We start from the raw sequence: 23,366 nt of genomic DNA on the forward strand, positions 1-23,366 counted from the left end.
AGCATTTTCGACCACTCAACGTGGTGACTTGAGCAGTTTCCGATCGACCTCAGAGCGTGGCGGCTCGAAGGGCGGGGAACACCCGGGACACCTTGCCCACGAGGTGGTCGCCGTAGCTGCCGTCGATGCCGGGGACCCGTGCGTCCCAGCTCGGATCGAGGAACAGCGGGGCGGAGATGCGGCCGGCGCCGGTCGGAGGGTGCACGCGGTGCGGAGTCGAGCGGTAGCGGCCGCCGCTGAGGGAGGCGAGCATGTCGCCGAGGTTGCACACCAGCGCACCGGGCTCGGGGGGAACCTCGACCCAACCCTCGGGCCCGTGCACCTCGAGGCCTCCGTTGCTGTCCTGGTGCAGCAGGGTGAGCAGGCCGTAGTCGGTGTGCTCGGCCACGCCCCAGGGCCCGGTCTCGGGCTCGTCGGCGTCGGGCCCGGGGTAGTGGAAGATGCGGAAGAGCACGACCGGGTCGGCGCAGATGGTCTCGTCGAACCAGCGCTCGGGGTGCCCGAGGCCGACGGCCATCGCCCGCAGCACCGCCTGTGCGACCCGGGTGCCCTGGTCGAGGTGGGCGAGCACCGCCGACCGCAGCCCGGCGGGGCGGCGGGGGAACAGGTTGGCCCCGTGCAGCGGGGTGCCGGCGGCCACCCGGGGATCGTCGGGACCGAGCTCGGCCCCGAAGTACAGGCCCTCCTTGCGGTCGGGGACACCGTCGGTGAGCTCGTCGCCGACCCCGAACCACCCCCGCCAGGCACGCCCCCCGTGGACCATGGCGATCCGGGCCTTCTCCTCGCGGGGCAGGGCGAAGAAGGCCCGCGCCTCCCGGTCGAGCGTGGCGAGGTGGGCCGCCTCGATGCCATGACCCACGATGGTGAAGAAGCCGTGCTCGGCGCAGGCGGCGTCGATCTGGTGGGCCACCCGGCGGCGCTCACCCTCGCCGCCCTCCGGCGCCACCAGTGCCCCGATGTCGATGCGGGGGACTCCAGCCATCTCGTCAGTCTGCCCGTCCGTCCGGGCCGCTCCGTACCCGCTGGGCGAGCCACCCGACGGTGCCTCCGGCGTCAGTGGCCGTCGAGGTCCCGCCGCTTGTCCTCGAACATGGCGGCGTCGGCCAGACGCACGAGGGCGTCGACGTCGTCGGAGTCGTCGGGGAAGCACGACCAGCCGACCGACGCCGAGAGGACCACGTCTGCGTCGGTGTCGGCGAGCCGGACCGGGCCTCGGACCGCGTCCCGGATGCGCCGGGCCAGCTCGCGCCCCTCGGTGGCGTCGTCACGCCGGCGCAGGCCGGCGACGAGCAGCTCGTCCCCTCCCCAGCGGCCGAGCAGGTCGTCGTCGCGGATGTGGGCGCGGACGCGGTCGGCGGCGATGCGCAGGATCGCGTCGCCGGCGGCGTGCCCGAGCCGGTCGTTGACGGCCTTGAAGCCGTCGAGGTCGGCGAACGCGATCACCACCGAATCGCCGGTGCCGACGGCGGTCTCGAACAGCCGCGTGAGCCTCGTCGTCATCGCTCTGCGGTTGAGCGTCCCGGTCAGCGCGTCGAGGTCGGCGAGCCGGGTGAGCTCGGCCTGGTGCTCGACGCGGTCCGACACGTCCCGCACGAACCCGGTGAACATGCGCGAGCCGCCGTCGTCGATCTCGGCGACCGACAGCTCGGCCCAGAAGTGGGAGCCGTCGCGTCGCCGGGCCTCGAGGATGCGCCGCCGGCCGATCACCTGGGCCTCCCCACCGGCGAGGTAGCGGTCGAGGAAGCCCCGGTGGGCTGCGGCGATGGCCGCCGGCATCACGACCTCGATCGACTCTCCGATGAGCTCGTGCGGAGGCCAGAGGAAGATGGCCTCGGTGGCGGCGTTCGCGCTCAGGACCCGACCGGTGACGTCGATGGTGACGACCGCGTCGGCGCTGGCGTCCACGATGGCTTGGAGGCGGGTGGCGGCGGCGGACGCGCCTTCGTGGAGCCGGGCGTTGTCGAGCGCCATGGTGACCCGCTGGCACAGGTCGGTCGCGACGAGCACGTCGGCCTCGGTGAACGGGGGCCGACCGTGCTCGGCCGCGGCGGCGACGACGCCCAGCACGACGTCCCCCGATCGCATCGGGCTCAGCACGAGCGAGCTCACACCGAAGCGGTCGAAGTACTCGGCGTGCTCGGGCCGCGGGTACGCGGAGCGCAGGAGCTCATCGGGCACGACCGGCACCACCAGTGCCTCGCCGGACGAGAGGACCGGGCCCAACAGCCCTCCCTCGAGCGGGTGGGGGACGGACTCGAAGATCGCGCGGATGAGCCTCGCACCCTCGTCGGTGCGGTGGTGGACGCCCTCGGGGACCAGCAGCCCGTCACGCACCAGGAACACGACGGCGGCGCACGCGAGGGTCTCGCTGATGGAGCGGGCGGTGGCCTGCACGATCTCGCGCTCGTCGAGGTGGGCCCGGGCGAGGCGGTCGCCGAGCGCGACGAGCGCGGCGAGTCGGCCGTCGGCGCTCGTCGCCGTTCCGCTCACACGATCGCTTGCACTCCCCACGACCTCGGTCCCTTCCCGACGAGAGGCCGCGCCACGCGACCCCGTCCCCATCGGCACCCTATGCACGTTCTGGAGATCGGCGAAGTTCAGATCGCTGTTTGCCGCAGATGCGCGGGGAGCGGGACTCGGAGGTGGGAGGGGGACGCCGCTGGCGCCGGGGCGTACCCTTGGGTTCGTGGAGATCGACTACGAGGCCTTCGACGCGGACAACCACTACTACGAGGCGCTGGACGCCTTCACCCGCCACCTCGACCCCAAGTGGGGCCCGCGGGTGGTGCAGTGGTGCGAGATCGACGGGCGCAAGTACCACGTCGTCGGCGGCAAGGTCAGCCGTGCGGTCACCAACCCGACCTTCGACCCCGTCGCCCCCGCCGGCGCCCTGCACGACTACTTCCGGGGCAACCCCGACGGGAAGACGCCCATGGACTTCCTCCGCGAGCGCGGCCCGATCCTCCCCGAGTATCGGGACCGCGACGCCCGCCTCGCGGTCATGGACGAGCACGGCCTCGAGGCCATCTGGCTCTTCCCGACGCTCGGCGTGCTCTACGAGGAGCCCCTCAAGCACGACCCCGCCGCGGTCATGAAGATGGCCCAGGCCTTCAACCGTTGGCTCGACGAGGACTGGGGCTTCCACTACCAGGAGCGCATCTTCGCCGCCCCCTACCTCTCGCTCGCCGTCGTCGATGAAGCCGTGGCCGAGCTGGAATGGGCGCTCGAGCGCGGCGCCCACGTCATCTGCATCAGGCCCGCCGCGGTCTACACCCCGACCGGGCCGCTCTCGCCCGCCGACCCGGTGTTCGACCCCTTCTGGGCGCGGGTCGACGAGGCCGGCATCCCCGTCGTGGTCCACGCAGGCGACAGCGGCAACAGCGCCAACGGCTACGCCGAGGAGGGCTTCAGCGCCTCGTTCAGCACCACGTCGACCGGCCAGTTCCGCCCCACCATCAAGTCCTTCAACATCGAGCGCGCCGCCTTCGAGTTCCTCATCACCATCGCCTTCGACAAGCTCTTCGACCGCTTCCCCAACGTGCGCATCGCCTCGGTGGAGAACGGTTCGGAGTTCCTGGGCGACCTGTTCAACAAGCTGCGTTCGACCGCGAAGAAGACCCCGGGCTACTTCCCGGAGGACCCGGTCGACACCTTCCGGCGCCACGTCTGGATCAACCCGTTCTGGGAGGACGACGTGCACGAGGTGGTCGAGCTCATGGGCGCCGACCGCGTGATCTTCGGCTCGGACTGGCCCCACATCGAGGGCATGCCCCGACCGCTGGACTACGCCGTCGAGCTGAAGGCCTTCACCGACGACGAGCGCCGGCTGATCCTGCGCGACAACGCACGCGAGCTGAACACCCCGTCGATCAGCGGCCCGCGCCCGGGCTGACCGGGGCGGTCCCGAGGCCCTCGACGAGCGCTCGGGCGGCCTCCTCGGTCAGGGGGCGGTCGAACAGGAACCCCTGACCGAGCGGACAGCGCTCCACGAGCAGCTGGTCGAGCTGGTGGGGCTCCTCGATGCCCTCGGCCACCGCGTCGAGGCCCATGGTGCGACAGAGGTCGAGGACGGCCCGGATGAGGCTGGGCACCTCCTCGTCCTCCGAGATGGTGGCCACGAACGACCGGTCGATCTTCAAGATGTCGACCGGGAACTCGCGCAGGTAGCTGAGCGAGGAGTAGCCCGTGCCGAAGTCGTCGACCGCGAGGCGCACGCCCAGGGCGCTCAGGCTCCGTAGGCGGGCCGCGGCGCGCTCGGGGTCGAGCATGAGGTAGCTCTCGGTGAGCTCCAGCACGAGGGTGGAAGGGTCCAGGCCGGTGTCGGCGAGCGCGTCCTCGACCACGGTCACGAAGCCGTCGCCGGCCAGCTGGCGGCTCGAGACGTTCACCGAGATCGTGAGCGTCCGGCCGTCGGGTCGGGCGGCCCGCCACGCCGCCGCGGTCCGACACGCGGTCGCGAGCACCCAGGCGCCGATGGGCACGATGGTCCCGTTCTCCTCGGCCACGGGGATGAACCGGTCGGGGGCGATCAGGCCCAGCTCGGGGTGGTGCCAACGCAGGAGCGCCTCGAACCCGGTGAGCTCCCCCGACTCGAGCTCGACGATGGGCTGGTAGTGCAGGGCCATCTCGCCGCGATCGAGGGCGCGGTGCAGGTCGGCGTCGAGCCGCAGTCGTTCGACCGCGGCGGCGCGCATGTCGTCGTCGAACAGCACCCAACGCCGTTTGCCGGTCGCCTTGGCCTGGTACATCGCGACGTCGGCGTTGCGCAGCAGCACGTCGCCGCCGGCGTGACCGACGGCGATGCCGATGCTGGCGCCGACGGCCAAGGGCGTCCCCTGCACCTGGATCGGATCGGCCAGCGCGGCGAGCACGCGCCGGGCGACCAGCTCGGCGTCACGCCGGGCGTCCGCCCCCGGCTCCACGAGGACGCCGAACTCGTCGCCGCCGAGCCGTGCCACGGTGTCGCCGCCGCGCACGGCCTGCTCCAGGCGGCGGGCGATGTCGACGAGCACGGCGTCGCCGGTGTCGTGGCCGAGGCTGTCGTTGATGGTCTTGAAGCCGTCGAGGTCGATGTACAGGACGGCGACGTCCTCGGCGGTCCGCACCGTGCGGGAGACGGCATGGTCGACCCGGTCGCGGAAGAGCGCCCGGTTGGCGAGGCCGGTGAGGACGTCGTGGAAGGCCTGGTGGCTGAGCTCCTGCTCCATGAGCTTGCGCAGCGTGATGTCGTGCACGTTGACGACGACGCCGGCGACGTCGCGGTCGTCCACCAGGGAAACCACCCTCGCCTCCACCCAGCGCGGGCCGCCGTCCCGGTGGCGGACGCGCAGCTCGCCGGTCAGCACCTGGCGGGGGCGTGAGAGCGCGCGATCGAGCAGGGCCAGTGCGGTGGGCCGGTCGTCGGTCTCGACGAGGTCGAACACGCTGGCGCCCACGCCTGGCACCGACGACAGGCCGAGCAACCCGCTGAGCGCCGGAGCCTCCGCGGTGAGGGTGCCGTGGGCGTCGACGACGAGCACCGCGTCGGCGGAGTTCGCAGCAAGGGCCTGGTGGTAGTGGCCGCTGCGGCGCAGCGCCTGCTCGGCGGTGTCCTTCTGGCGGAGCAGGCGGATCGACCGGGCCAGCACGAGGGCGGCGAGCAGGACGATCGCCACGATGAAGGCGACCGCGGTGGCGGGGTCCTCGGCCAGGTCGGCGGCGGCGGCGGCGATGCCCGGCACCGCGACGCACACCACGCCGAGGGCGAGACGGTACGGCCGCTCCGCCCGGGGCTCGGCCCGCTCGTCGGTCATCGCCGCCATGTCGGGGTGCAGCGCAGCGCCGGCCATGAGGAACATCCCGGCGAGGAACACCTCGTCGAGCCAGACGGTGCCGCCGAACTCGTAGCTGCCGGTGGCCGCCAGCACGGAGTAGGCAGCGTCGCCGACGAGCCACGTGCACAGCGCGGCCACGAGCAGCACCACGGGCGTGCTGCGGAGGCGGGTGTCGAGGAGCAGTCGCACCAACAGGGCGAGCAGGATGACGTCCGAGACCGGGTACAGCGCGAACAGCACGGTCGCCCCGGTGCTCGCGCTGGGATCGATGGCCGGTTGGATGAGCAGGTCCCAGGCCATCACGAGGGCGGCCACGCCCACGGCGGCGGCGTCGAGGAGTGCATCGAGGTCGCCGCCCGGCTTGCGGGCCCGGATCACGAGCACGAGACCGATCGCCACCGCCCCGTACCCGGAGAAGTAGAGGGCGTCAGCCACCGACACGCTCGGGTCCGGGTGCCCGAACCAGCCGTAGGCGGCGTACACCACATCGGCCACCGCCCACGCGGTCAGGCCGGCGGCCAGCCAACGCCACGGGGCCGGTGTGGCCGGCCGGCGCCACCACAACCCGATCCACATGGCCACGGCGGCGAGCACGGAACCCACCAGGTACGCGCCCTGCACCACGCCCGCGCCACCGAAGGCGGGGACGGACAGCCACAGGAGGAGAGCTCCCACGGCACCGGCGGTCGCCGCTCGCCCGGCACGGCCGCTCCGTCGGGCCGCGTCGAGCGCGGCCGGGGTCATCCCTCCCCTGTCGGCGGGTGGCTCGGGTTGTGAAGGGTCCTGGAGTGGACCGGTCTGCCCTTGCCGTCGCATTCTTGGCAAGCCTTGCCATCAGGCGTACGATCTGGCCGTGCCCACGATGAATGTCTCGCTCCCCGAGGAGCTGCGCGCCTTCGTCGACACCCAGGTCAGCGACGGCAACTACGGCTCGACGAGCGAGTACGTCCGTGAGCTCATCCGGCGCGACCACGAGCGCCGCCGGCTCCGGGCCGCGCTCCTCGCCGGCGCGAGCGCCCCGGTCGCGGCCACCGCGGACGCGGCGTACTTCTCGTCGCTCCGCACCCAGGCCCGCTCGCACGGCTGAGCACGCCAGTGGAGGCGACGCTCCGCGCCCTCGCCGCGGCCGACATCGAGGCTGCGGTGGCGTACTACCGAGACGAGGCGGGTGAGCAGGTCGCGCTCGACTTCGTGGACGCGCTCGAGTCGGCGATCTCGACGCTGCGCGATCAGCCTTTGATCGGATCGCTCCGGTTCGCCTACGAGCTCGAGATCCCCGACCTCCGTACTTGGGCGCTCGAGCAGTTCCCGTACCTCGTCTTCTACGTGCCTGGTGTTGAGCACGTCGATGTGTGGCGGGTCCTCCACGCGAAGCGAGACATCCCCTCGGTGCTGGTCGACGACGACGGGCTGGGAGTGACGCCGGGCTGACCGACTCCTCCGGCACCCACGCCCGGTAACGTCCGGCGCGGTGTTCGACAACCGCGTGACCCGGCTGCTCGGGGTCGAGATCCCGATCGTGCAGGCGCCCATGGGGTGGATCGCCCGGGCCGACCTGGCCTCGGCGGTGTCCAACGCCGGCGCCATGGGCATCATCGAGACCTCGTCGGGCGAGCTCGACCAGATCCGGATCGAGATCGCCAAGATGCGCGACCTCACCGACAAACCCTTCGGCGTGAACATCGCCCAGGCCTTCGTGCGCGATCCCGCGATCGTCGACTTCGTGGCCGATCAGGGCGTGCGCTTCGTGACCACCTCGGCCGGCAGCCCGACCCGCTACACCGCGCAGCTCAAGGAGGCCGGGCTCACGGTCTTCCACGTGGTGCCCACGCTCGCTGCGGCGCGCAAGGCCGTGGACGCCGGCGTCGACGGCCTCGTGGTGGAAGGCGGCGAAGGCGGGGGCTTCAAGGCACCCCAGCCGGCGTCGACGATGGTGCTGCTGCCGCTCGTGTGCCAGTCGCTCGACGTTCCGGTGATCGCCGCCGGGGGCTTCCTGGACGGGCCGACGATGGCCGCCGCCCTCGCCCTCGGCGCCGAAGGCATCCAGCTCGGGACGCGCATGGTCGCGACGGTGGAGTCGCCCATCCACGCGAACTGGAAGCAGGCCATCGTCGACGCCGCCGAGACCGACACGGTCTTTCTCAACCGCCACGCCAGCCCTGCCCTGCGGGCGCTGCGCACCGACTACTCGTCGGCGCTCGAGTTCGACACCACCACCAACGCCTTCGCCGCCTTCGGCGACCAGCCCGGCGTCTATTTCCGGGGCGAGCTCGACAAGGGCATCGCCCTGTCGGGAGAGGTCGCCGGTCGCATCGACGCCGTGCGCCCCGTGGCCGAGGTCATCCGGGAGTGCGCCGACGACTGCCTCACCGTGCTCGCCGACCTCGCCGCTCGCTATCCCGCCCCGCCCGACGCCGTCTCTGACGAGCCGGCCGGCAGCGGATGACACCCGTGTCGAACCGCGCGTGTGGGCCCCTGTCGCCCGTTCCCCCATCGTCCCGCCCTGCCTGACCAACCGCCGGAGGACCGACCCGTGACCGACCTCGCCGAGCCCACCGCCGTCGACCTCTTCGACCCCGACACCTTCGTCGACGGCCCACCCCACGAGTACCTGACCCACCTGCGGGCCACCCAGCCGGTGTTCCGCCAGGCCATGGCCGAGGGCGACGACGCCTGGGTGGTGCTGCGCCACGCCGACCTCGTCCACGTCGCCCGTGAGCCGCTGGTGTTCTCGGCGTCGCTCGGTGGCGTGGTCATCGAGGACCTCGACCCCGAGGCCCTCGCCATGATGCGGCACATGCTGCTGGCCATGGACCCGCCGCCCCACGCGGACTACCGGGCGCCGCTCTCGCCGCACTTCGGCGCCCGGGTCATCGGACAGCTCGAAGGTCAGATCCGCGCCATCTGCAAGCGGATCATGGCCGAGGCCGCGGAGCGGGGGGACGTCGAGTTCGTGCACGACGTCTGCGGCGCCCTTCCTTCGCAGGTGGTGGGCGAAATCATGGGCCTGCCCGAGGAGGACTGGGCCCGCATCCAACGCTGGGCCGAGCGCCAGACCAGTGGTCAGGACCCCGAGCTCGCCGCGGTCGGCGAGGACGAGGACGAGAACGCCATGGTCGCGATGGCGATGTACTTCATCGAGTTCGGCGCCCGCCGGCGGACCGAGCCCATCCGTGAGGACCTGACCTCGCTGATCCTCGCCACCGAGTTCGGGCGCGACGACCGGGCCCCCGAGCCGATGAACGACATCGACTTCGGCAGCTTCTGCGTGCAGCTCGTCACCGCCGGCAACGACACCACCAAGACGATGCTCTCGTCGGGGCTCGAGGCACTGCTCCAGCACCCCGACCAACTGGCCGCGTTGCGGGCCGACCCGTCGCTCATCCCCGGCGCGGTCGAGGAGATCCTGCGGTGGGCCAACCCCCTCCACTACTTCCGTCGCACCGCCAGCGCCGACACCGAGCTCTCGGGCGTGCCCATCGCCGAGGGGGAGAAGGTGGCGATGTACTACACGTCGGCCAACCGGGACGAGGCCGTGTTCGCCGACGCCCAGGCCTTCGACATCCGCCGCAGCCCCAACCCGCACCTGTCGTTCGGGATCGGCGAGCACTTCTGCCTCGGCGCCCACCTGGCCCGGCTCGAGGGGCGGGTGTTCTTCGAGGAGCTGCTGGCTGCGTTTCCGGCCATCGAGCAGACGGGCGACGCCGTGCGCGTCCGCTCCAACCTCAACAACGCCCTCAAGCGCCTCCCCGTCCGCCTCACCCCCGCCTGATCACCGCGTTCTCGAGGCAAAGCCCCCCGGAATCCGGGGGCTACTGCCTCGAGTTCGGCTCGTCGTTGTCAGCGTGGGGCGAGGCCGCCGTCGACCACCAGGCACTGGCCGGTGACGAAGCTCCCGGCGTCGGAGGCCAGTAGCAGGGCCGGGCCCACGAGCTCGTCGGGTTGGGCGGCGCGCCGCAGCAGGGCGGCGTTGGCCATGCGCTCCTGGGCCTCGGGCGGGTTGGCCCGCACCATGTCGGTGTCGACCGTGCCGGGGGCGAGCGCGTTGACCCGGATGCCGTCGGGGGCGAGCTCGGCGGCCATCGAGCGGGTGTACTGCAGGAGCCCCGCCTTCGCGCTGGCGTACATCGACGTGTAGGTGGAGAAGAGGAAGGCGCCGACGGAGACGACGTTGATCACCGATCCGTGCTCGCTGGCGCGCAGGTGGGGGATGGCCGCCTGGACGAGCAGCACCGGTCCGCGCAGGTTCACGTCGAAGACCTTCTCCCACGCTTCGGGGGTGATGTCCTCGATCATCTGGGCGAGGGCGGTGGCGGCGTTGTTGACCACGATGTCGACGCCGCCGAACCGGTCGACGGTCGCGTCGACGAGGGCCCGCAGGTCGTCGGGCTCACCGAGGTGGGTGGGGACGCCCAACGCCCGCCCGCCCATGGCCTCCAGCGCCGCCTGGGTCTCCGCGCAGGCGTCGGCCTTGCGGCTCGCCACCACCACGTCGGCGCCGGCGGCGGCGAAGCCTTCGGCGATGGCGCGCCCGATACCCCGGGTGCCCCCGGTGACGATGGCCACCCGGCCGGAAAGGTCGAAGAGCTGGTCGAGTTGCGCCCGGTCCATGCCCTCGTCCTAGCAGGCCGCGGGGCGTCGATCGGACGGATCCGATCGCACCCCCGCTTGCCGTGACAGATCGGGCGCGCGCCCCCTAGCGTGGGGGCCGATGGACGACGCCGCCACCCTCGACGCCAGCGAGCTCACCCCCGTCGGCGAGGACGCAGGGCGGTGCCCCATCGACCACGCCGCCATCGCCGCCGAGCGCGAGCGCCAGGAGACGCCGAGGTCGGCGGCCGACATGCGCATGCGGCGCCTGCTGCGCATCGACCCCCACGCCCCCAAGATGAGCCTGATCCAGGCCAACCGGGCGTTCGAGCGCTCGGTGACGGTCTCCGCCCTCCGCTGCATCACCACCTACCTGCTGCTGCCCTTCGTGCTGCCGCTGATCGGCCTCTCCGGAGCGTTCGGGCCGTTCCTCAGCATCGCCTTGAGCGTCGTGTCGGTGGTCTTCATCACGATCTCGGCCCGCCGCTTCTTCGGCTCCGACCACCCGTGGCGGTGGGTCCACGCCGTCATCGGGGCGATCATCCTCGTCGTGCTCGCGGTGTCGGCTGTCTTCGACGTCTTGAACATCGTCAACGCCATCTGACGCACGGCGCCGGCGTCCGCCCGGCTACTGGCGGGCGATGACCTCGGCGCCGTAGCGCTCGAGGGCCTCGACGGCGGCGTCCATCGAGTCGTCGGGCACGCCGGTCGAGCACCACGTCACGCCGACGGCGGCGAGCTCGGCCAGCGCGGTGAGCTGGGCGTCGGCGGAGAAGTCGGGGCTGCCCGCGCCCGGGAGGCCCGTGGTGAACGACACGTCGATGGTGGCGGGGTCGCGTCCGTTCGCCTCGGTCTCCCGACGCAGGTGGTCGAGCATCGGGGCGAGGTCGTCGAGGGTCTGGAGCGGGGTGGTGCGGGCGGTGCGGGCCAGCGCCGCCGGCGCCGGGAAGGGGTTCCAGCCGTCGGCCGACCGGGCCACCCGCCGCCGGGTCAGGGCGCTGTTGCCCCCGATCCAGATCGGGACGTGGGCCGGCTTCGGGTTGGCGCTCACGCCGCCGGCGGTGAAGCCGCTGCCCTCGTAGGCGAAGGCGTCGGTGGTCCACACGCCCTTCAGCACCTCGAGGGCCTCGTCGAAGAGTTCGTTGCGGCGCTCGAAGTCCACGCCGAGGGCGCGGTACTCGCTGCGCAGGTAGCCGGTGGCCACCGAGAGGGTGAAGCGACCGCCGCTCAGGGCGTCGATGGTGGCGGCCGCCTTCGCCACCAGGAACGGGTTGCGGTAGGGCAGCACCACGATGTTGGGGATCAGTCGGAGGGTGCTCGTCACCCCCGCCACGAAGGACAGGGCCGCGAAGGGGTCGAGGGCGTCGTGGCCGCCGGCGTTGAGCCACTTGTCCGACGGGGCGGGGTGGTCGGTGAAGGCGATGCCCGAGAAGCCCGCCGCCTCGGCGGCCCGTGCGAAGCGGGTCAGGCCCTCCCCGGCCACGAAGGCGGGGTTGTGAGGGTGGCGGATCAGGGGGTAGGTGACCCAGTGGTGCATCGGGTCAGCTTGCCCCATCGCCTCCGCTGGGCGCGGCGGGCTTCGGTGGCCCGGGGAAGAAGCTGTTGGTGCGCCGGACGTAGTCCTCGTAGCCCGGTCGGCGCTTCCCGATGGTCCGCTCGAGCATGGGCACGCCCGACACCCGCATCAGGAACACCGACATGACGAGCGGACCGACGACGGCGAGCGCGCCGACACCGGTCGCCGCGGCCACCAGCCAGATGCCCCACCAGACGCAGAAGTCGCCGAAGTAGTTGGGGTGGCGCGTGTAGCGCCACAGCCCCCGGTCCATCACCTGGCCGGCGTTGGCGGGGTCCGCCTTGAAGCGGGCGAGCTGCCAGTCGCCGGTGGCCTCGAAGAAGAGCCCGACGGCCCACACCACGACGCCGGCGACGCCGAGGACGCCGATGGACTCGGGTGAGTCCGGCACCGAGGCGACCTGCACCGGCAGGCTCACCACCCACATGATCACGCCCTGCAACGCGAACACGGTGACGAGGCTCTTCAGTGCGAAGCTGCTGCCGGCCTTGCGGCGCATGGCCTGATAGCGGAAGTCCTCGCCCTTGCCGGCGTTGCGCCAGAGCAGGTAGCCGGCGAGGCGGAGGCCCCAGACCGAGACCATCGCGGCCAGGAGCAGACGGCGGGTCTCGACCCCGTCGCCGACGAGATAGGAGACCCAGGCCACGACCACGAAGCCGAGACCCCACACGATGTCCACGATGCTGGCGTTGCGGAGGGGCAGCGACACCAGCCAGGTGCCCACCATCAGCGCGGCGATGGCGCCGGCACTGGCGGCGAAGACGCTCACGTAGTCCACACCGGCACCGTAGGCGGGCACGGCGCCGGGGTCGTGGTCGTCGGGACGGTAACTTTCCCGGGGCGGCGGCACCGGTCAGCGGCCCGCAGCGAGGGCGCGCCGCGAACCCCGGTCGGGGCGCCGACGAAGGAGACGAGCCTCATGGACCCACTCGGCACGCACACCCACTACGACGTGCTGGTGATCGGCAGCGGCTTCGGCGGCAGCGTCACCGCCCTCCGCCTCACCGAGAAGGGCTACAAGGTCGGCGTGCTCGAGTGCGGCAAGCGCCTCGGCAAGGGCGACTTCCCGAAGACCAACTGGAACCTGCGCAAGTTCCTCTGGATGCCCAAGCTCGGTCTCCGGGGCATCCAGCGCATCTCGATGCTCCGCGACGTCATGGTGCTGTCCGGCGCCGGCGTGGGCGGCGGGTCGCTGGTCTACGCCAACACGCTCTACGAGCCGCTCCCGCCCTTCTACACCGATCGCCAGTGGGGCCACATCACCGACTGGAGAGACGAGCTCGCTCCCCACTACGACCAGGCCAAGCGCATGCTCGGGGTCAACGAGGTGCCGTTCGACACGCCCGCCGACGAGGTCATGCACGAGCTGGCCGAGCGCTTCGACGTGGCCGACACCTATCACCGCACCCCGGTGGGCGTGTTCTTCGGTGAGCCGGGGGAGACCGTTCCCGACCCGTACTTCGGCGGCGAGGGCCCCGAGCGCACCGGGTGCAACCACTGCGGCGGCTGCATGGTCGGCTGCCGCTTCGGCGCGAAGAACAGCCTCGACCGCAACTACCTGTATCTGGCCGAGAAGAACGGCGCCGAGGTCCACCCCGACCGTCTCGCCGTCGACGTCACCCCGAAGCCCGGCGGCGGCTACCGGGTGCGCACCGTCCGCCCCGGTGCCTGGGCCCGCAAGCGCCAGAAGACCTTCACCGCGGACCAGGTCGTGTTCTCCGCCGGCGTGCTCGGCACCCTCAAGCTGCTCCTCAAGCTCAAGGAGCAGGGCAGCCTGCCCCGCCTCTCGGACCGCCTCGGCGACGTGGTGCGCACCAACTCCGAGGCCATCCTCGTGGCGGTCGCCAACGACACCGAGGTCGACTACTCGCAGGGCGTGGCCATCACCTCGTCCATCCACGTCGACGACCAGACCCACATCGAGCCGGTCCGCTACTCGCCGGGCAGCAACGCCATGGGCACCCTCACCACGATCCTGGTCGACGGCGGAGGCCGGGTGCCGCGCCAGGTGCGCTTCGCCTACCAGGTGCTGCGCCACCCGGGGGCGTTCCTGCGCTCGATGTCGGTCCGGCGGTGGTCCGAGCGGGGCGTGATCCTGCTCGTGATGCAGACCCTGGACAACAGCCTCCGGGTCTTCCGCAAGGGCAACGTGCTGTGGACCGCCCAGGGCCACGGCGAGCCGAACCCCACCTACATCCCGGTGGCCAACGAGGCCGCCCGGGCGACCGCCGAGATCATCGGCGGCGAGCCGAGGGGCGCCTGGAACGAGGCGTTGCTCGACGTGCCCACCACCGCGCACATCCTCGGCGGCGCCTGCATCGGCGACTCCGCCGAGACCGGCGTGATCGACCCGTACCACCGCATCTACGGCCACCCCGGCCTGCACGTGGCCGACGCGTCGGCCATCAGCGCCAACCTCGGGGTGAACCCGTCGCTGACCATCACGGCCATGACCGAGCGGGCCATGGCCCGCTGGCCCAACAAGGGCGAGGCCGACCCCCGCCCGCCCCTGGGCGAGGACTACGAGGCGGTGGCGCCCGTCGCCCCGGCGAGTCCCGCCGTCCCCGTCGGGGCACCGGCGGCGCTGACCATCATCAGCCGCTGACCGGCGGCGGCGCCCCGCTCAGGGCACCGCCGCGGCCGGCGAGGTGGGAGTCTCAGCGAACGAAGGACACGCCGTCGAGCGAGATGAAGCACGAGGCGTCCTCGAGGCCGCCGACTGCGCTGACGGAGACGAAACCCGTCGGGTCGATGACCAGGCGCCCGGGCTTGGCGTCGCAGAGGTCGACGCGCACGTGGACGGTGTGCGAAGGCCGCAGCTCCACGGGGAGGAACGTGACCTGCGAGGCCTCGCCGTCCTGGACGCCGCCGACGAAGCGGACGACGCCACCGACGAGCGCGGCCTTTGCCTTGCGGGTGCCGTAGGCGGCTCCGGTCCAGGTGCCCGCCAACGTCAGCTTGGTCGGCGCGTTCAGGCGGAACGAGGCGCCTTCGAGCGAGGTGAAGCACTGCGCGTCGCTGAAGTCCGCGGACGAGAAGACCTTCACCACGCCGTTCGGCCGGATGTAGAGCCGGCCGGGCACGCCGGCGCACAGGTCGACGGCCACGTACACGTCCGCGCGAGGGCGCATGCCCACCGGCAGGACGAACAGCCGGCCCCTCGAGCCGTCCTGCACCGCCCCCCGGAACCGCACGGTGCCGTTGCTCACGCTCACCTTCGGCGCCCGGGTCGAATACTGGGTGGTGGTCCAGGTGTTGGCGAGGGTGACCGGTGAAGCCGGGCCCAGCGTGAACGACGCGCCGTCGAGGCTGGTGAAGCACTGGGCGTCGGCGAACGTGGCGCCGAAGCCGGCGTAGATGAACGCGTCGCCGTTCGGTTCGACGACGAGGCGACCGGCCCGCCCGCCGCAGACGGTCACCGGCAGGTAGACGTCGGCGGCCGGTCGCAGGCCCTCGGGCAGGGTGAAGGCGTAGGACGCGCTGCCGCTGGACAGCCCACCGCTGAGCACCACGGCTCCGTCGACGAGCGCGGCCAAGGGGGTGGCGGTGCCGTCCGGTGCACCGATCCACCCGTTCTGCAGGGGGAGGTTGGTGCCCCCTTCGCCGGGCGCCGCCTCCTGGCGGGCCCGCTCGGGGGCGGCGCCGGCCGGCGTGGCGACGGCCACGGTGAGGAGGCTCGCCAGCGCGAGCACGAGCGCGCCAGCGCGTCGCGCGAGGGAACGGGGTGCAGGACCGCCCATCAGAGGTGTCTCTTCCTGTCGTCGGATCGTCGGCGAGCCTCCCGCCGACCGAGGGCGTGAGGCTAGACGGGGCCTCGGCGCGACTCAACGCGCCCCGGCCCCGGCGATCGAGGCGTCAGGGGGTGAAGCTGACGCCGTCGAGTGACGTGAAGCACTGGGCGTCGGTGAAGGTCACCGGGGAGGCCGTGCGCACCTCGCCGTTGGGGTCGATGATGAGGCGGCCCGGGGCCGCACCGCACAGGTTGGTGACGACGTACACCGTCGAGCTCGGGCGCAGGCCCTCGGGCAGGACGGTCACGAGTGAATCGCTGCCGCCGTTGAGCCCGCCGACGAGGTGCACGGTCGGGCCCGAGACGGCCGCCTTCGCGGCGCGCGTGCCGAAGGCCGCGCTGCTCCAGCCGTTCAGCGTGGCGAGAGGGTTGGGCGCCGACAGGCGGAACGTCGCACCCTCGAGCGAGGCGAAGCACGACGCCGCGGCGAAGTCGGTCGCGGACTGGACCTTGACCTTGCCCGTGGGCAGGACGAGCAGGCGACCCACGGCGCCGTTGCACAGGTCGATGGCGACGTAGGTGGGGCGGTTGGGGCGCATCCCGACGGGGAGCTGGAAGGCGGTGGCCCGCGTGCCGAGGGAGATCGCGCCGCTGAGGCGCACCGTGCCGCTCAGGACCCGCGCCTTCGCGGGGCGGGTCCCGTACTCCCCGTTGACCCAGCCGTTGCGCAGCGTCAGCCTCGTCGCAGCGCCGAGGGTGAACGAGCGGCCGTCGAGGGAGGTGAAGCACTGGGCGTCGCCGAAGTCGTCGGCGGAGACGAACACCTGGCCGAGGTTGTTGACGATGAGACGTCCGCGCACCCCGCCGCAGAGGTCGGCCGGCAGGTACACCGTGGTGGTCGGGCGCATGCCCACGGGCAGGGTGGTGATCTGTCCGGAGGTCCCGCTCATCACCGCACCGCGGAACACGACCGCGCCGTCGACCACGCCGGCCGCCGGCGGCGCGGTGCCGTACACGGTCGTCGTCCAGTCGTTGACCAGCGTCAGGGGGCTGAGCGGGTCGAGCTCGGGCGGCCCCGCCTGGTTCGTGCGGGCGCCGGCGGGGCCGGCGCCGATCACCGTGGCGCCGAGGGCGACCAGCAACACCACGCTGGAAACGATTCGACGGATGGAACTCGGGGTGCGGCTGCCGCCCATGTTGCGTACCTCGCTCTCGACCCCGCTCCATCGCGAAGCGTGGGTGGGCAAACGCTACGCGTGGTGGAGCGTCGTGTGCAACGGCGGTGCGGGCGCCGCTCCTCAGTCGGCGAGCGCGTGTCGGCCGTGGAGGCCCCAGGCGAGGAGGGCGCCGCCCGCGAGGGCGACACCCACGCCGGCCAGGACGGCGAGGACCCCGTCGGCGGCCAGGGAGGGCGCCCCGGGGCTGACCAGGAAGGGGCGCGAGTCGGCCCGACCGCGGTCGAGGCGGCGGTTCGGCGCCCGCCAGCCGCAGGTCACGGTGGTCTCTCCGGGCGTCGCGGAGAACCCGCCGACCGAGCGCAGGCCCCCGATGTCGGAGGCCACACCCTGGAGACGGCCGAGGACCTCCTGCTCGGTCCCGTCCGAGCGCACCACGGTGCACTCGGTCGACTGCACCTCGCGGTCGAGGCGGGTGCTGTTCCCGGTGTCCGGCGTGTCGAGGAAGATCGTGAAGTCCTCGCCGGTGGCCTCGTCGACGACGAACCGCACCGGGTCGGTGGGCCCGACCCCCTCGAGGCGTCCCTCGCCCACGGCGTCGTCGAAGGCGTCGGAGCGGAACTCGATCGACGCCCGGATGCCCCCGACGGCCAGGGCGACGCCGCCGATCAGCATCAGAGCTCCGATGACGATGCGGACCCATCCCCGTCGGTGCCGGCTGACCGGTTGGCCCGTGTGGTCGCGCGCCACGCCGACCGGCGTGACATCGGGGTTGGTCCAGGTCACGGCGGACCGGCGTCTTCCCTCAACCGACGACCGGCCAGCAATAGCGGTAGGGGGGCGGGGGCTCCCACTCGCCCACCGTGGAGACCCGCTCGGCCAGGTTCAGGATCTTGGCGCCGGCGCGGAGCACGGGGTTGTCCGGCAGCTCGTCGGGGACCACGGGTGGGCGCAGCTCGTTGCCCCGCTCGAGGTGGGCCAGCAGCACCTCGTGCTGGTACCGGGCCCAGCGCTCGCGTCCGGCGGCGTACTCGGGTCGGTCCCGGTAGGCGATGACGATCCGTCGGGCGCCCTGGAGGCGACGCCGCTCCTTGCCGTCGGCGCACGGTTGGGCCGACCCGATGTTGGACGTCCCCATGTGGATCCGACCCACGAGGGGGAAGGGGCGGTCGATGGTGACCTGGGCCGAGGTGCAGTCGAACGAGCGCACGCCGACGACCTCGAGGTAGGCCCGGAGCAGCTCCTGGGGGGTCGATGGCAGATAGGGGAACGGCGACGGGGTCGGCGGCGGGTGCTGCACCCGTGGGTGGACCGCGTTGGCGATGGCGGTCCAGTTCAGGACCTCGATGTGGGTGCCGGCGAGGCTCTCGGGGCCCAGGGGGAGCGGCGCCTCGGTCCGCATCTGGGAGACCACGGGGTCGGGGTCGGCGCCGGCGTGGAACACGAGCACGCCCTCCACGATGGGGACGATCGGGTAGCTGTCGCCGGTCTCCCCCGAGCTGCTCCCGTCGAGCGCGTACCACCGGTCCCTCGGCTCGGCGAACGTGCACAGGCGGGCGATCCCCAGGGTGGCCTCGGGCAGGATCCCGGCGCGTCCGAGGTACGCGGTGCCGAGGTCCTCGTCGAGGACGGAGGCCTCCCCCTTGCGCCGGGCCACCCAGGGCAGCCCGCCCGGGAACCAGGCGGCGCCGACGGGGGCGTCGACGGGCGCGTCGGGGAGGGCCGAGTGGACGATGTCCCACTCCACGACCCGCCCGGACTCCGAGTGGGAGGTGACGGCCGGGCTGATGCGGTCGGGCACCCGGTAGACGCCGTAGACGAGATCGGGGCGGGCGCCGAGGCCGCTGCTGCGCAGGTAGGAGATGACCTCGGCGACCTGGGTGTGCCCTCGCGTGGCGATGCGGCTCGTGAACACGGGCCAACGGTCGGGGGCGAGGTAGGGGGCACGGGCGGCGTCTCGCTGGGAGCGCTCCTGGGCGCCGATCTGGCCGGCGAGGCCCCGGTCCTTCTCGTGCTTCGGCGGGCTGGTGTAGGCGTTCTTCAGCTCCTTGCCGAACTGCCCGGCGGTCATCTTGAGCATGCCGCCGATGCCGCCGCTCTGGAGGGTGGCCATCTGGTCGGCCGCGGAGGGCCCGTAGAGGAAGTCGCCGGCCGGCCCGTCGAGCACCCGGTGGGCGTCGGCGGCGGCCGTGCCCTGCTGCTGGGCCAGGGTCGCCTGGGCCATCTGCGCGTCGTACGCGGCGCGCTGCTCCGGGGTCAACGACGCCAGCGCCGCCTCCATCTCCTCCTCGGTGGGAGGCTGGTTGAACGACGCCAGCCCCTGCTTGATGGCGTCGGGGCTCATGGCCTCCTTCGCCTGGCGCAGCGTGTCACGGAGACCCATGGCGTAACAGTGAAGCACCGGCAGCCCGGCCCTGCTCGGGGACCGTCCGGTGGTGCCGCCTCGGGCCGAGTCACCCGCCCGCGGCTGCCCGCCCGCTACTCAGGGGCGAGGACGGCGGCGAGCTCGGACGCGTGGCGGTCGAACGACGCCTCCCGGTCGGGCGCCGCGACCAGGACCCCTTCGATGAGCCACGCGATGAGCTGGCCCCGCAGGATGCGGGCCATCGCCGCCTTGTCACCCTCGAGCTCGGGCAGCAGGTCGGCGAGCCAGGCCTCGAAGCCGGCGTCCATGGCTGCGAGCAGCTGGCGGACGACGACCTGGGCGGCCGGCTCGGCGCGCAGGCTCTCGCCGAGGATCAGTCGGACGAGCGCCTCCTCGTCGAGGGTGGCGCGCCACAGCCACTGGAGCACCGCCTCGAGGCGTTCCCGCGGTGGGAGGGTGAGATCGACCGGTGGCACGTCCTCGGCCAGGCGGTCGAGGTAGCGCCGGTCCTCGATCACCGCGTGGACCAGCGCGGCCTTGGACGGGAAGTAATGGTAGAGGGTGGCGACGTTCAGGCCGCAGGCGTCGGCGAGGTGGCGCATCGAGGTGTCGGGTGCGCCCCGTTCGCTCATCAGGCCGAGCGCGGTGGCGAGGATGTGGCCCCGCTGGTCCGCGACCGTGGTGGCGGTCACGCCGGGGTGAAGATGGCGGGGAGGCTGTTGATGGCGAGGACGAGCGCGGAGTCACCACGCTCGGGGGTGACGCCGTCGGGCACGCGGATGTCGGGGAGGCGGGAGAACAGCTCCTCGAACACCACCCGGATCTCGGCCTTCGCGAGGTTGGCCCCCATGCAGTAGTGCGTGCCGATGCCGAAGCCGAGGTGCGGGTTGGGGCTCCGGTCGATCCGGAAGGTGTCGGGATCGTCGAAGACCCGCTCGTCGCGGTTGGCCGACTGGTACAGCATGAGCACCTTCTGGCCTTCGAGGATGGTCTCGCCGTGGAGCTCGTGGTCCTCGGTGGCCGTGCGGCAGAAGCTGAGCACCGGGCTCACGTAGCGGACGATCTCGTCCACCGCGGTCTCCATCAGCGACGGGTCGGCGATGAGGCGGTCGCGCTCGCCGGGGAACCGGCTGAAGGCGATGAGGCCGCCGGACAGGGCGTTGCGGGTGGTCTCGTTGCCGGCCACGATCAACAGCACGAGGAACATGAGCAGCTCGTAGTCGTCGAGCGTCAGCTGCTCCTGCTCGATCTTCGCGGTGGCGGCCGAGGGATCGAGCTTCAACAGCTCGCCGGCGTCGAAGGTGGCCGTGAGGGTGCTGATGAGGTCGTCCTTGGGCACTTGGCGGCGCTCGTTGATGAGCTCCTGGCACATGGTGGTGTACTCCCCGAAGGCCTCCGCGGCGGCGTGCAGCTGCGGGGCGTCGGGGTCGGTGTGGCCGTCGCCGTCCATCATGGCGTCGGACCAGGCGTACAGGCGCTCCCGGACCTCGGGGTCGAGGCCCATCATCTCGGCGATCACGATGAGGGGCACGTGGATGGCGAACTCGGGGACGAAGTCCACCTCGCCACGGCCGGCGATCTCACCGACGATCTCGCGGCTCACCTCGCGGATGTGGTCGGCCAGGTCGGCGACCTTCTTCGGGGTGAAGCCCTTGGAGACGATGCGGCGCTGCTGGGTGTGCTCGGGGTCGTCCATCGAGATGATCGACATCGGCGCGGCGACCGCCGGGCGCACGCCGCCGGCGGCGGAGTAGCGGGCGTTGTTGCGCGACACGATCGACACGTCCTCGTGGCGGCTCACCACCCACAGCTCGTTCTTGGCGTCCCAGTGCACCCGGCTGTGGTCGCGCATCCACCGGTAGGCGTCCCACGGGTCGTCGTAGAAGCGCGGGTCGTTGACGTCGATGAGCGGCGTGTCCACAGCGGTCATGGCGCCAGTATCAATCAAACGTTCGTTTGGGAGCAAGGGCCGCGTCGAACGATGCCGCGCGCCCGCCCCCCTCCACTCAGTCCGGGGTGGGGTCGAGCCGGGTGGCGGTGCCCGGGGTGAAGTTCGTGGTCCAGACCGCCTCGTCGGTGGCGGCCACGCCGTTCGGGGTGGCCCCGACCTCGATGGTGGCGAGCACCCGATCGGTGGCGATGTCGATCTGGCTGATGGTGCCGTCGGCCTGGTTGACCGCCCAGACGAAGGTGTCCGTGGCGGCCACGCCGTTCACCTGGTTGCCGACCTCGACCGTGGCCAGCACCTCGTCGGTCGCGGGGTCGATGCGGGTGACGGAGTCGTTGGCGAAGCCGCCCACCCACACCGCGCCGTCGGTGGCACCGATGCCGTTGGGCTGCACGTCGACGCCGAGATCGATGGTCGCCGCCACCCTGCGGCTGGACCGGTCGATGCGGGTGACCGTGCCTGCCCCGGGGCTGGTCACCCATACCGCGTCCTCCGTGAGCGCGATGCCGTTGAGGGGGGACCCCACCTCGACGATGCCGGCGACTCGGTCGGTGGCCGGGTCGATCCGCGACACGGTTCCGTCGTCGAAGCCGGCCACCCACACCTCGTCCTCGTCGGCGGCGATGCCGGCGGGGAACGACCGCAGGTCGACCGTGGCGACCACCTCCTCGGTGGCGGGGTCGATGCGGCTCACGCTGCTGCCCTCGCTGTTGGCGACCCACACCGCGTCCTCGGTCGCGGCGATGCCGAAGGGGCTGGCGCCGACGGGGATGGTGGCGACGACGTCGTCGGTGGCCGGGTCGATGCGGCTGACGGTGGCGTCCTCGCTGTCGACCACCCACACCGCGTCGTCGGTCATGGCCACCTGCTCGGGGCCGGCACCGACCCCGACGGTGGCCACCACCACCGGCGGGTCGGTGGCCGTCCCGGTCGCCGTGGTGGTGTCGGTCGCGGTGGTGGAGGTGGTGCCTCCCGAGCCGTCGTCACGGGTCAGCACGACGATGCCGACCGCGGCGACCACCACCACCAGGGCGAGCCCGAAGACCGCGGCGGCGCCGATGATGAGCGCCTTGACCAGCGGCGAGGTGGTGGACGGGCTCGGCGGCGGGGCACCGACGGGAGGGACCGTGCGGGGCGGGGCGCCGGGAGGAGCGGGTGGTGGCGGAGGCGGGGCCGGCGCCTCGGGGGGTGGCGCCGGCGGGGGGACGAGGGGCTCGTCGGAACCCGGCGTGAGACGCAGGGCGGTGACCGGGTGGCGATGGGTGGCCTGCACGGACTGGAGCGCCCGGCCGAACGCGGCCGCGCCGGCCGGCCTGGCCGCCGGGTCCTTGGCCAGCCCCTGCTGGACGACGTCGGCGAGCTCGCCGGGCACGTTGGTGAGGCGGGGCGCGTCGAGGTGCACGATGCGGGCGAGCACGTCGCCGACCGAGCCGGTGGGGTCGAACGGAGGCTCGGCCGCGAGCAGGGTGTGGAGGGTCGACGCGAGGGCGTAGACGTCGGACTGCTCGCCCGGCTCGTGGCCGCCGAGCACCTCGGGGGCCACGTGGGCGATGGTCAGCGACACGGCGCCGCCCACGGTGCGGGCGGAGCCCTCGACGGCGGCGATGCCGAAGTCACCGAGCTTGGTCTCGCCGAAGGGGCCGACGAGCAGGTTCTCGGGCTTGAGGTCGCGGTGCAGCGTGCCCGCGGCGTGCGCGGCACCGAGCGCCCCCGACACCTCCACCCCGGCGCGCACGGCGTGCGGCCACGCCAGCGGCCCCTGGTCGAGCCGATCACCGAGCGACCCCGCCTCGAGGTACTCCATCACCAGGTAGGGCCGGCCGTCCGCGGTGATGCCGGAGTCGTGCAGGGCCACCACGTTCGGGTGCCACGACAGGCTGCCCATGGCGAGGCACTCGCGCTCGAAGCGGCGGCGGGCGTCCTCGTCGAGGGCTTCCACGTCGAGCACCTTGAGGGCGACGACGCGCCCGAAGCGCACCTGCCAGGCGCGGTACACCGTGCCGAACCCGCCACGGGCGAGCCGCTCCAGGTCCGTGTAGCCCTCGATCTCCGGCAGTCCGGCCACCAACGCCTCCCGCACCCCGCCGACTCGGTTCTCGCCGGCCGCCCGACCCTACTTCCGTGCAGCGGCCGAATGACCGGCACCGGACGTGACCGGTACCGTGGTGC

The 23,366-nt window shown here is 72.5% G+C and carries 20 protein-coding genes; 7 read left to right on the plus strand and 13 right to left on the minus strand.

The window, feature by feature from the left end:
• Window positions 1-49: 49 nt before the first annotated feature.
• A complete protein-coding gene (locus JNK12_10675) occupies window positions 50-982 on the minus strand; it encodes an isopenicillin N synthase family oxygenase (protein ID MBL8776390.1) in 933 nt (310 codons plus the stop codon).
• A gap of 71 nt (window positions 983-1,053) precedes the next feature.
• Window positions 1,054-2,490: a diguanylate cyclase gene (locus JNK12_10680; protein ID MBL8776391.1), complete on the minus strand. Its 1,437-nt coding sequence runs from the start codon at window positions 2,488-2,490 to the stop codon at window positions 1,054-1,056.
• 196 nt (window positions 2,491-2,686) lie between these two features.
• Here JNK12_10680 and JNK12_10685 point away from each other — a divergent pair, with 196 nt between their 5' ends.
• Window positions 2,687-3,892, plus strand: a complete 1,206-nt coding sequence (locus JNK12_10685; protein ID MBL8776392.1) for an amidohydrolase family protein — start codon at window positions 2,687-2,689, stop codon at window positions 3,890-3,892.
• On the opposite strand, the gene JNK12_10690 is transcribed toward JNK12_10685, so the two are convergent.
• Complete coding sequence (locus JNK12_10690; protein ID MBL8776393.1) at window positions 3,870-6,488, minus strand: EAL domain-containing protein; 2,619 nt, start codon at window positions 6,486-6,488, stop codon at window positions 3,870-3,872. The genes JNK12_10685 and JNK12_10690 overlap by 23 nt on opposite strands.
• A 178-nt stretch (window positions 6,489-6,666) precedes the next feature.
• Here JNK12_10690 and JNK12_10695 point away from each other — a divergent pair, with 178 nt between their 5' ends.
• From JNK12_10695 to JNK12_10710, 4 genes are all read left to right on the plus strand, one after another.
• Complete coding sequence (locus tag JNK12_10695; protein ID MBL8776394.1) at window positions 6,667-6,900, plus strand: type II toxin-antitoxin system ParD family antitoxin; 234 nt, start codon at window positions 6,667-6,669, stop codon at window positions 6,898-6,900.
• An 8-nt stretch (window positions 6,901-6,908) separates the two neighbouring features.
• Entirely contained in the window at window positions 6,909-7,244 is a 336-nt protein-coding gene (locus tag JNK12_10700; GenBank protein MBL8776395.1) for a type II toxin-antitoxin system RelE/ParE family toxin, read from the plus strand.
• 40 nt (window positions 7,245-7,284) lie between these two features.
• Entirely contained in the window at window positions 7,285-8,259 is a 975-nt protein-coding gene (locus JNK12_10705; GenBank protein MBL8776396.1) for a nitronate monooxygenase, read from the plus strand.
• Window positions 8,260-8,346: 87 nt separating this feature from the next.
• Complete coding sequence (locus JNK12_10710; protein MBL8776397.1) at window positions 8,347-9,585, plus strand: cytochrome P450; 1,239 nt, start codon at window positions 8,347-8,349, stop codon at window positions 9,583-9,585.
• Window positions 9,586-9,653: 68 nt separating this feature from the next.
• Here the strand turns inward: JNK12_10710 and JNK12_10715 are convergent, their stop codons facing one another.
• Window positions 9,654-10,424 carry an SDR family oxidoreductase gene (locus JNK12_10715; GenBank protein MBL8776398.1) on the minus strand — a complete coding sequence of 257 codons (771 nt, stop codon included), beginning with the start codon at window positions 10,422-10,424 and terminating at the stop codon, window positions 9,654-9,656.
• Window positions 10,425-10,524: 100 nt separating this feature from the next.
• On the opposite strand from JNK12_10715, the gene JNK12_10720 reads away from it, so the two are divergent.
• Window positions 10,525-11,007: a hypothetical protein gene (locus JNK12_10720; GenBank protein ID MBL8776399.1), complete on the plus strand. Its 483-nt coding sequence runs from the start codon at window positions 10,525-10,527 to the stop codon at window positions 11,005-11,007.
• 24 nt (window positions 11,008-11,031) lie between these two features.
• On the opposite strand, the gene JNK12_10725 is transcribed toward JNK12_10720, so the two are convergent.
• Window positions 11,032-11,940, minus strand: coding sequence for an LLM class F420-dependent oxidoreductase (locus JNK12_10725; GenBank protein MBL8776400.1), 909 nt, complete (start codon window positions 11,938-11,940; stop codon window positions 11,032-11,034).
• A 4-nt stretch (window positions 11,941-11,944) separates the two neighbouring features.
• Window positions 11,945-12,757 (minus strand): DUF1295 domain-containing protein, encoded by an 813-nt coding sequence (locus JNK12_10730; protein ID MBL8776401.1) that lies wholly within the window; start codon window positions 12,755-12,757, stop codon window positions 11,945-11,947.
• Window positions 12,758-12,898: 141 nt separating this feature from the next.
• On the opposite strand from JNK12_10730, the gene JNK12_10735 reads away from it, so the two are divergent.
• Window positions 12,899-14,584 carry a GMC family oxidoreductase gene (locus JNK12_10735; GenBank protein MBL8776402.1) on the plus strand — a complete coding sequence of 562 codons (1,686 nt, stop codon included), beginning with the start codon at window positions 12,899-12,901 and terminating at the stop codon, window positions 14,582-14,584.
• Between the two features lie 52 nt (window positions 14,585-14,636).
• On the opposite strand, the gene JNK12_10740 is transcribed toward JNK12_10735, so the two are convergent.
• From JNK12_10740 to JNK12_10770, 7 genes are all read right to left on the minus strand, one after another.
• Window positions 14,637-15,644, minus strand: coding sequence for a hypothetical protein (locus tag JNK12_10740; protein MBL8776403.1), 1,008 nt, complete (start codon window positions 15,642-15,644; stop codon window positions 14,637-14,639).
• Between the two features lie 190 nt (window positions 15,645-15,834).
• Window positions 15,835-16,857 (minus strand): hypothetical protein, encoded by a 1,023-nt coding sequence (locus JNK12_10745; GenBank protein ID MBL8776404.1) that lies wholly within the window; start codon window positions 16,855-16,857, stop codon window positions 15,835-15,837.
• Window positions 16,858-17,007: 150 nt separating this feature from the next.
• Window positions 17,008-17,670 carry a hypothetical protein gene (locus JNK12_10750; protein ID MBL8776405.1) on the minus strand — a complete coding sequence of 221 codons (663 nt, stop codon included), beginning with the start codon at window positions 17,668-17,670 and terminating at the stop codon, window positions 17,008-17,010.
• A 19-nt stretch (window positions 17,671-17,689) separates the two neighbouring features.
• Window positions 17,690-19,267: a hypothetical protein gene (locus JNK12_10755; protein ID MBL8776406.1), complete on the minus strand. Its 1,578-nt coding sequence runs from the start codon at window positions 19,265-19,267 to the stop codon at window positions 17,690-17,692.
• A 95-nt stretch (window positions 19,268-19,362) separates the two neighbouring features.
• The gene (locus JNK12_10760; protein ID MBL8776407.1) at window positions 19,363-19,941 is read right to left on the minus strand and encodes a TetR/AcrR family transcriptional regulator; all 579 of its coding nucleotides are present in this window, start codon (window positions 19,939-19,941) and stop codon (window positions 19,363-19,365) included.
• On the minus strand, window positions 19,938-21,179 hold the full coding sequence (locus JNK12_10765) for a cytochrome P450 (protein ID MBL8776408.1): 1,242 nt from the start codon (window positions 21,177-21,179) through the stop codon (window positions 19,938-19,940). The genes JNK12_10760 and JNK12_10765 overlap by 4 nt, the downstream gene beginning before the upstream one ends.
• Window positions 21,180-21,255: 76 nt before the next feature.
• Window positions 21,256-23,262, minus strand: a complete 2,007-nt coding sequence (locus tag JNK12_10770) for a glutaminyl-peptide cyclotransferase (GenBank protein MBL8776409.1) — start codon at window positions 23,260-23,262, stop codon at window positions 21,256-21,258.
• Window positions 23,263-23,366: the final 104 nt, after the last annotated feature.

This window comes from Acidimicrobiales bacterium, assembly GCA_016794585.1.
Taxonomy (GTDB): domain Bacteria; phylum Actinomycetota; class Acidimicrobiia; order Acidimicrobiales; family DATDAH01; genus JAEUJM01.

Coding starts and splice junctions, on each gene's coding strand:
- JNK12_10675 (MBL8776390.1), bottom strand. CDS start 982: ATGGCTGGAGTCCCCCGCATCGACATCGGGGCACTGGTGGCGCCGGAG.
- JNK12_10715 (MBL8776398.1), bottom strand. CDS start 10,424: ATGGACCGGGCGCAACTCGACCAGCTCTTCGACCTTTCCGGCCGGGTG.
- JNK12_10720 (MBL8776399.1), top strand. CDS start 10,525: ATGGACGACGCCGCCACCCTCGACGCCAGCGAGCTCACCCCCGTCGGC.
- JNK12_10725 (MBL8776400.1), bottom strand. CDS start 11,940: ATGCACCACTGGGTCACCTACCCCCTGATCCGCCACCCTCACAACCCC.
- JNK12_10735 (MBL8776402.1), top strand. CDS start 12,899: ATGGACCCACTCGGCACGCACACCCACTACGACGTGCTGGTGATCGGC.
- JNK12_10755 (MBL8776406.1), bottom strand. CDS start 19,267: ATGGGTCTCCGTGACACGCTGCGCCAGGCGAAGGAGGCCATGAGCCCC.
- JNK12_10765 (MBL8776408.1), bottom strand. CDS start 21,179: ATGACCGCTGTGGACACGCCGCTCATCGACGTCAACGACCCGCGCTTC.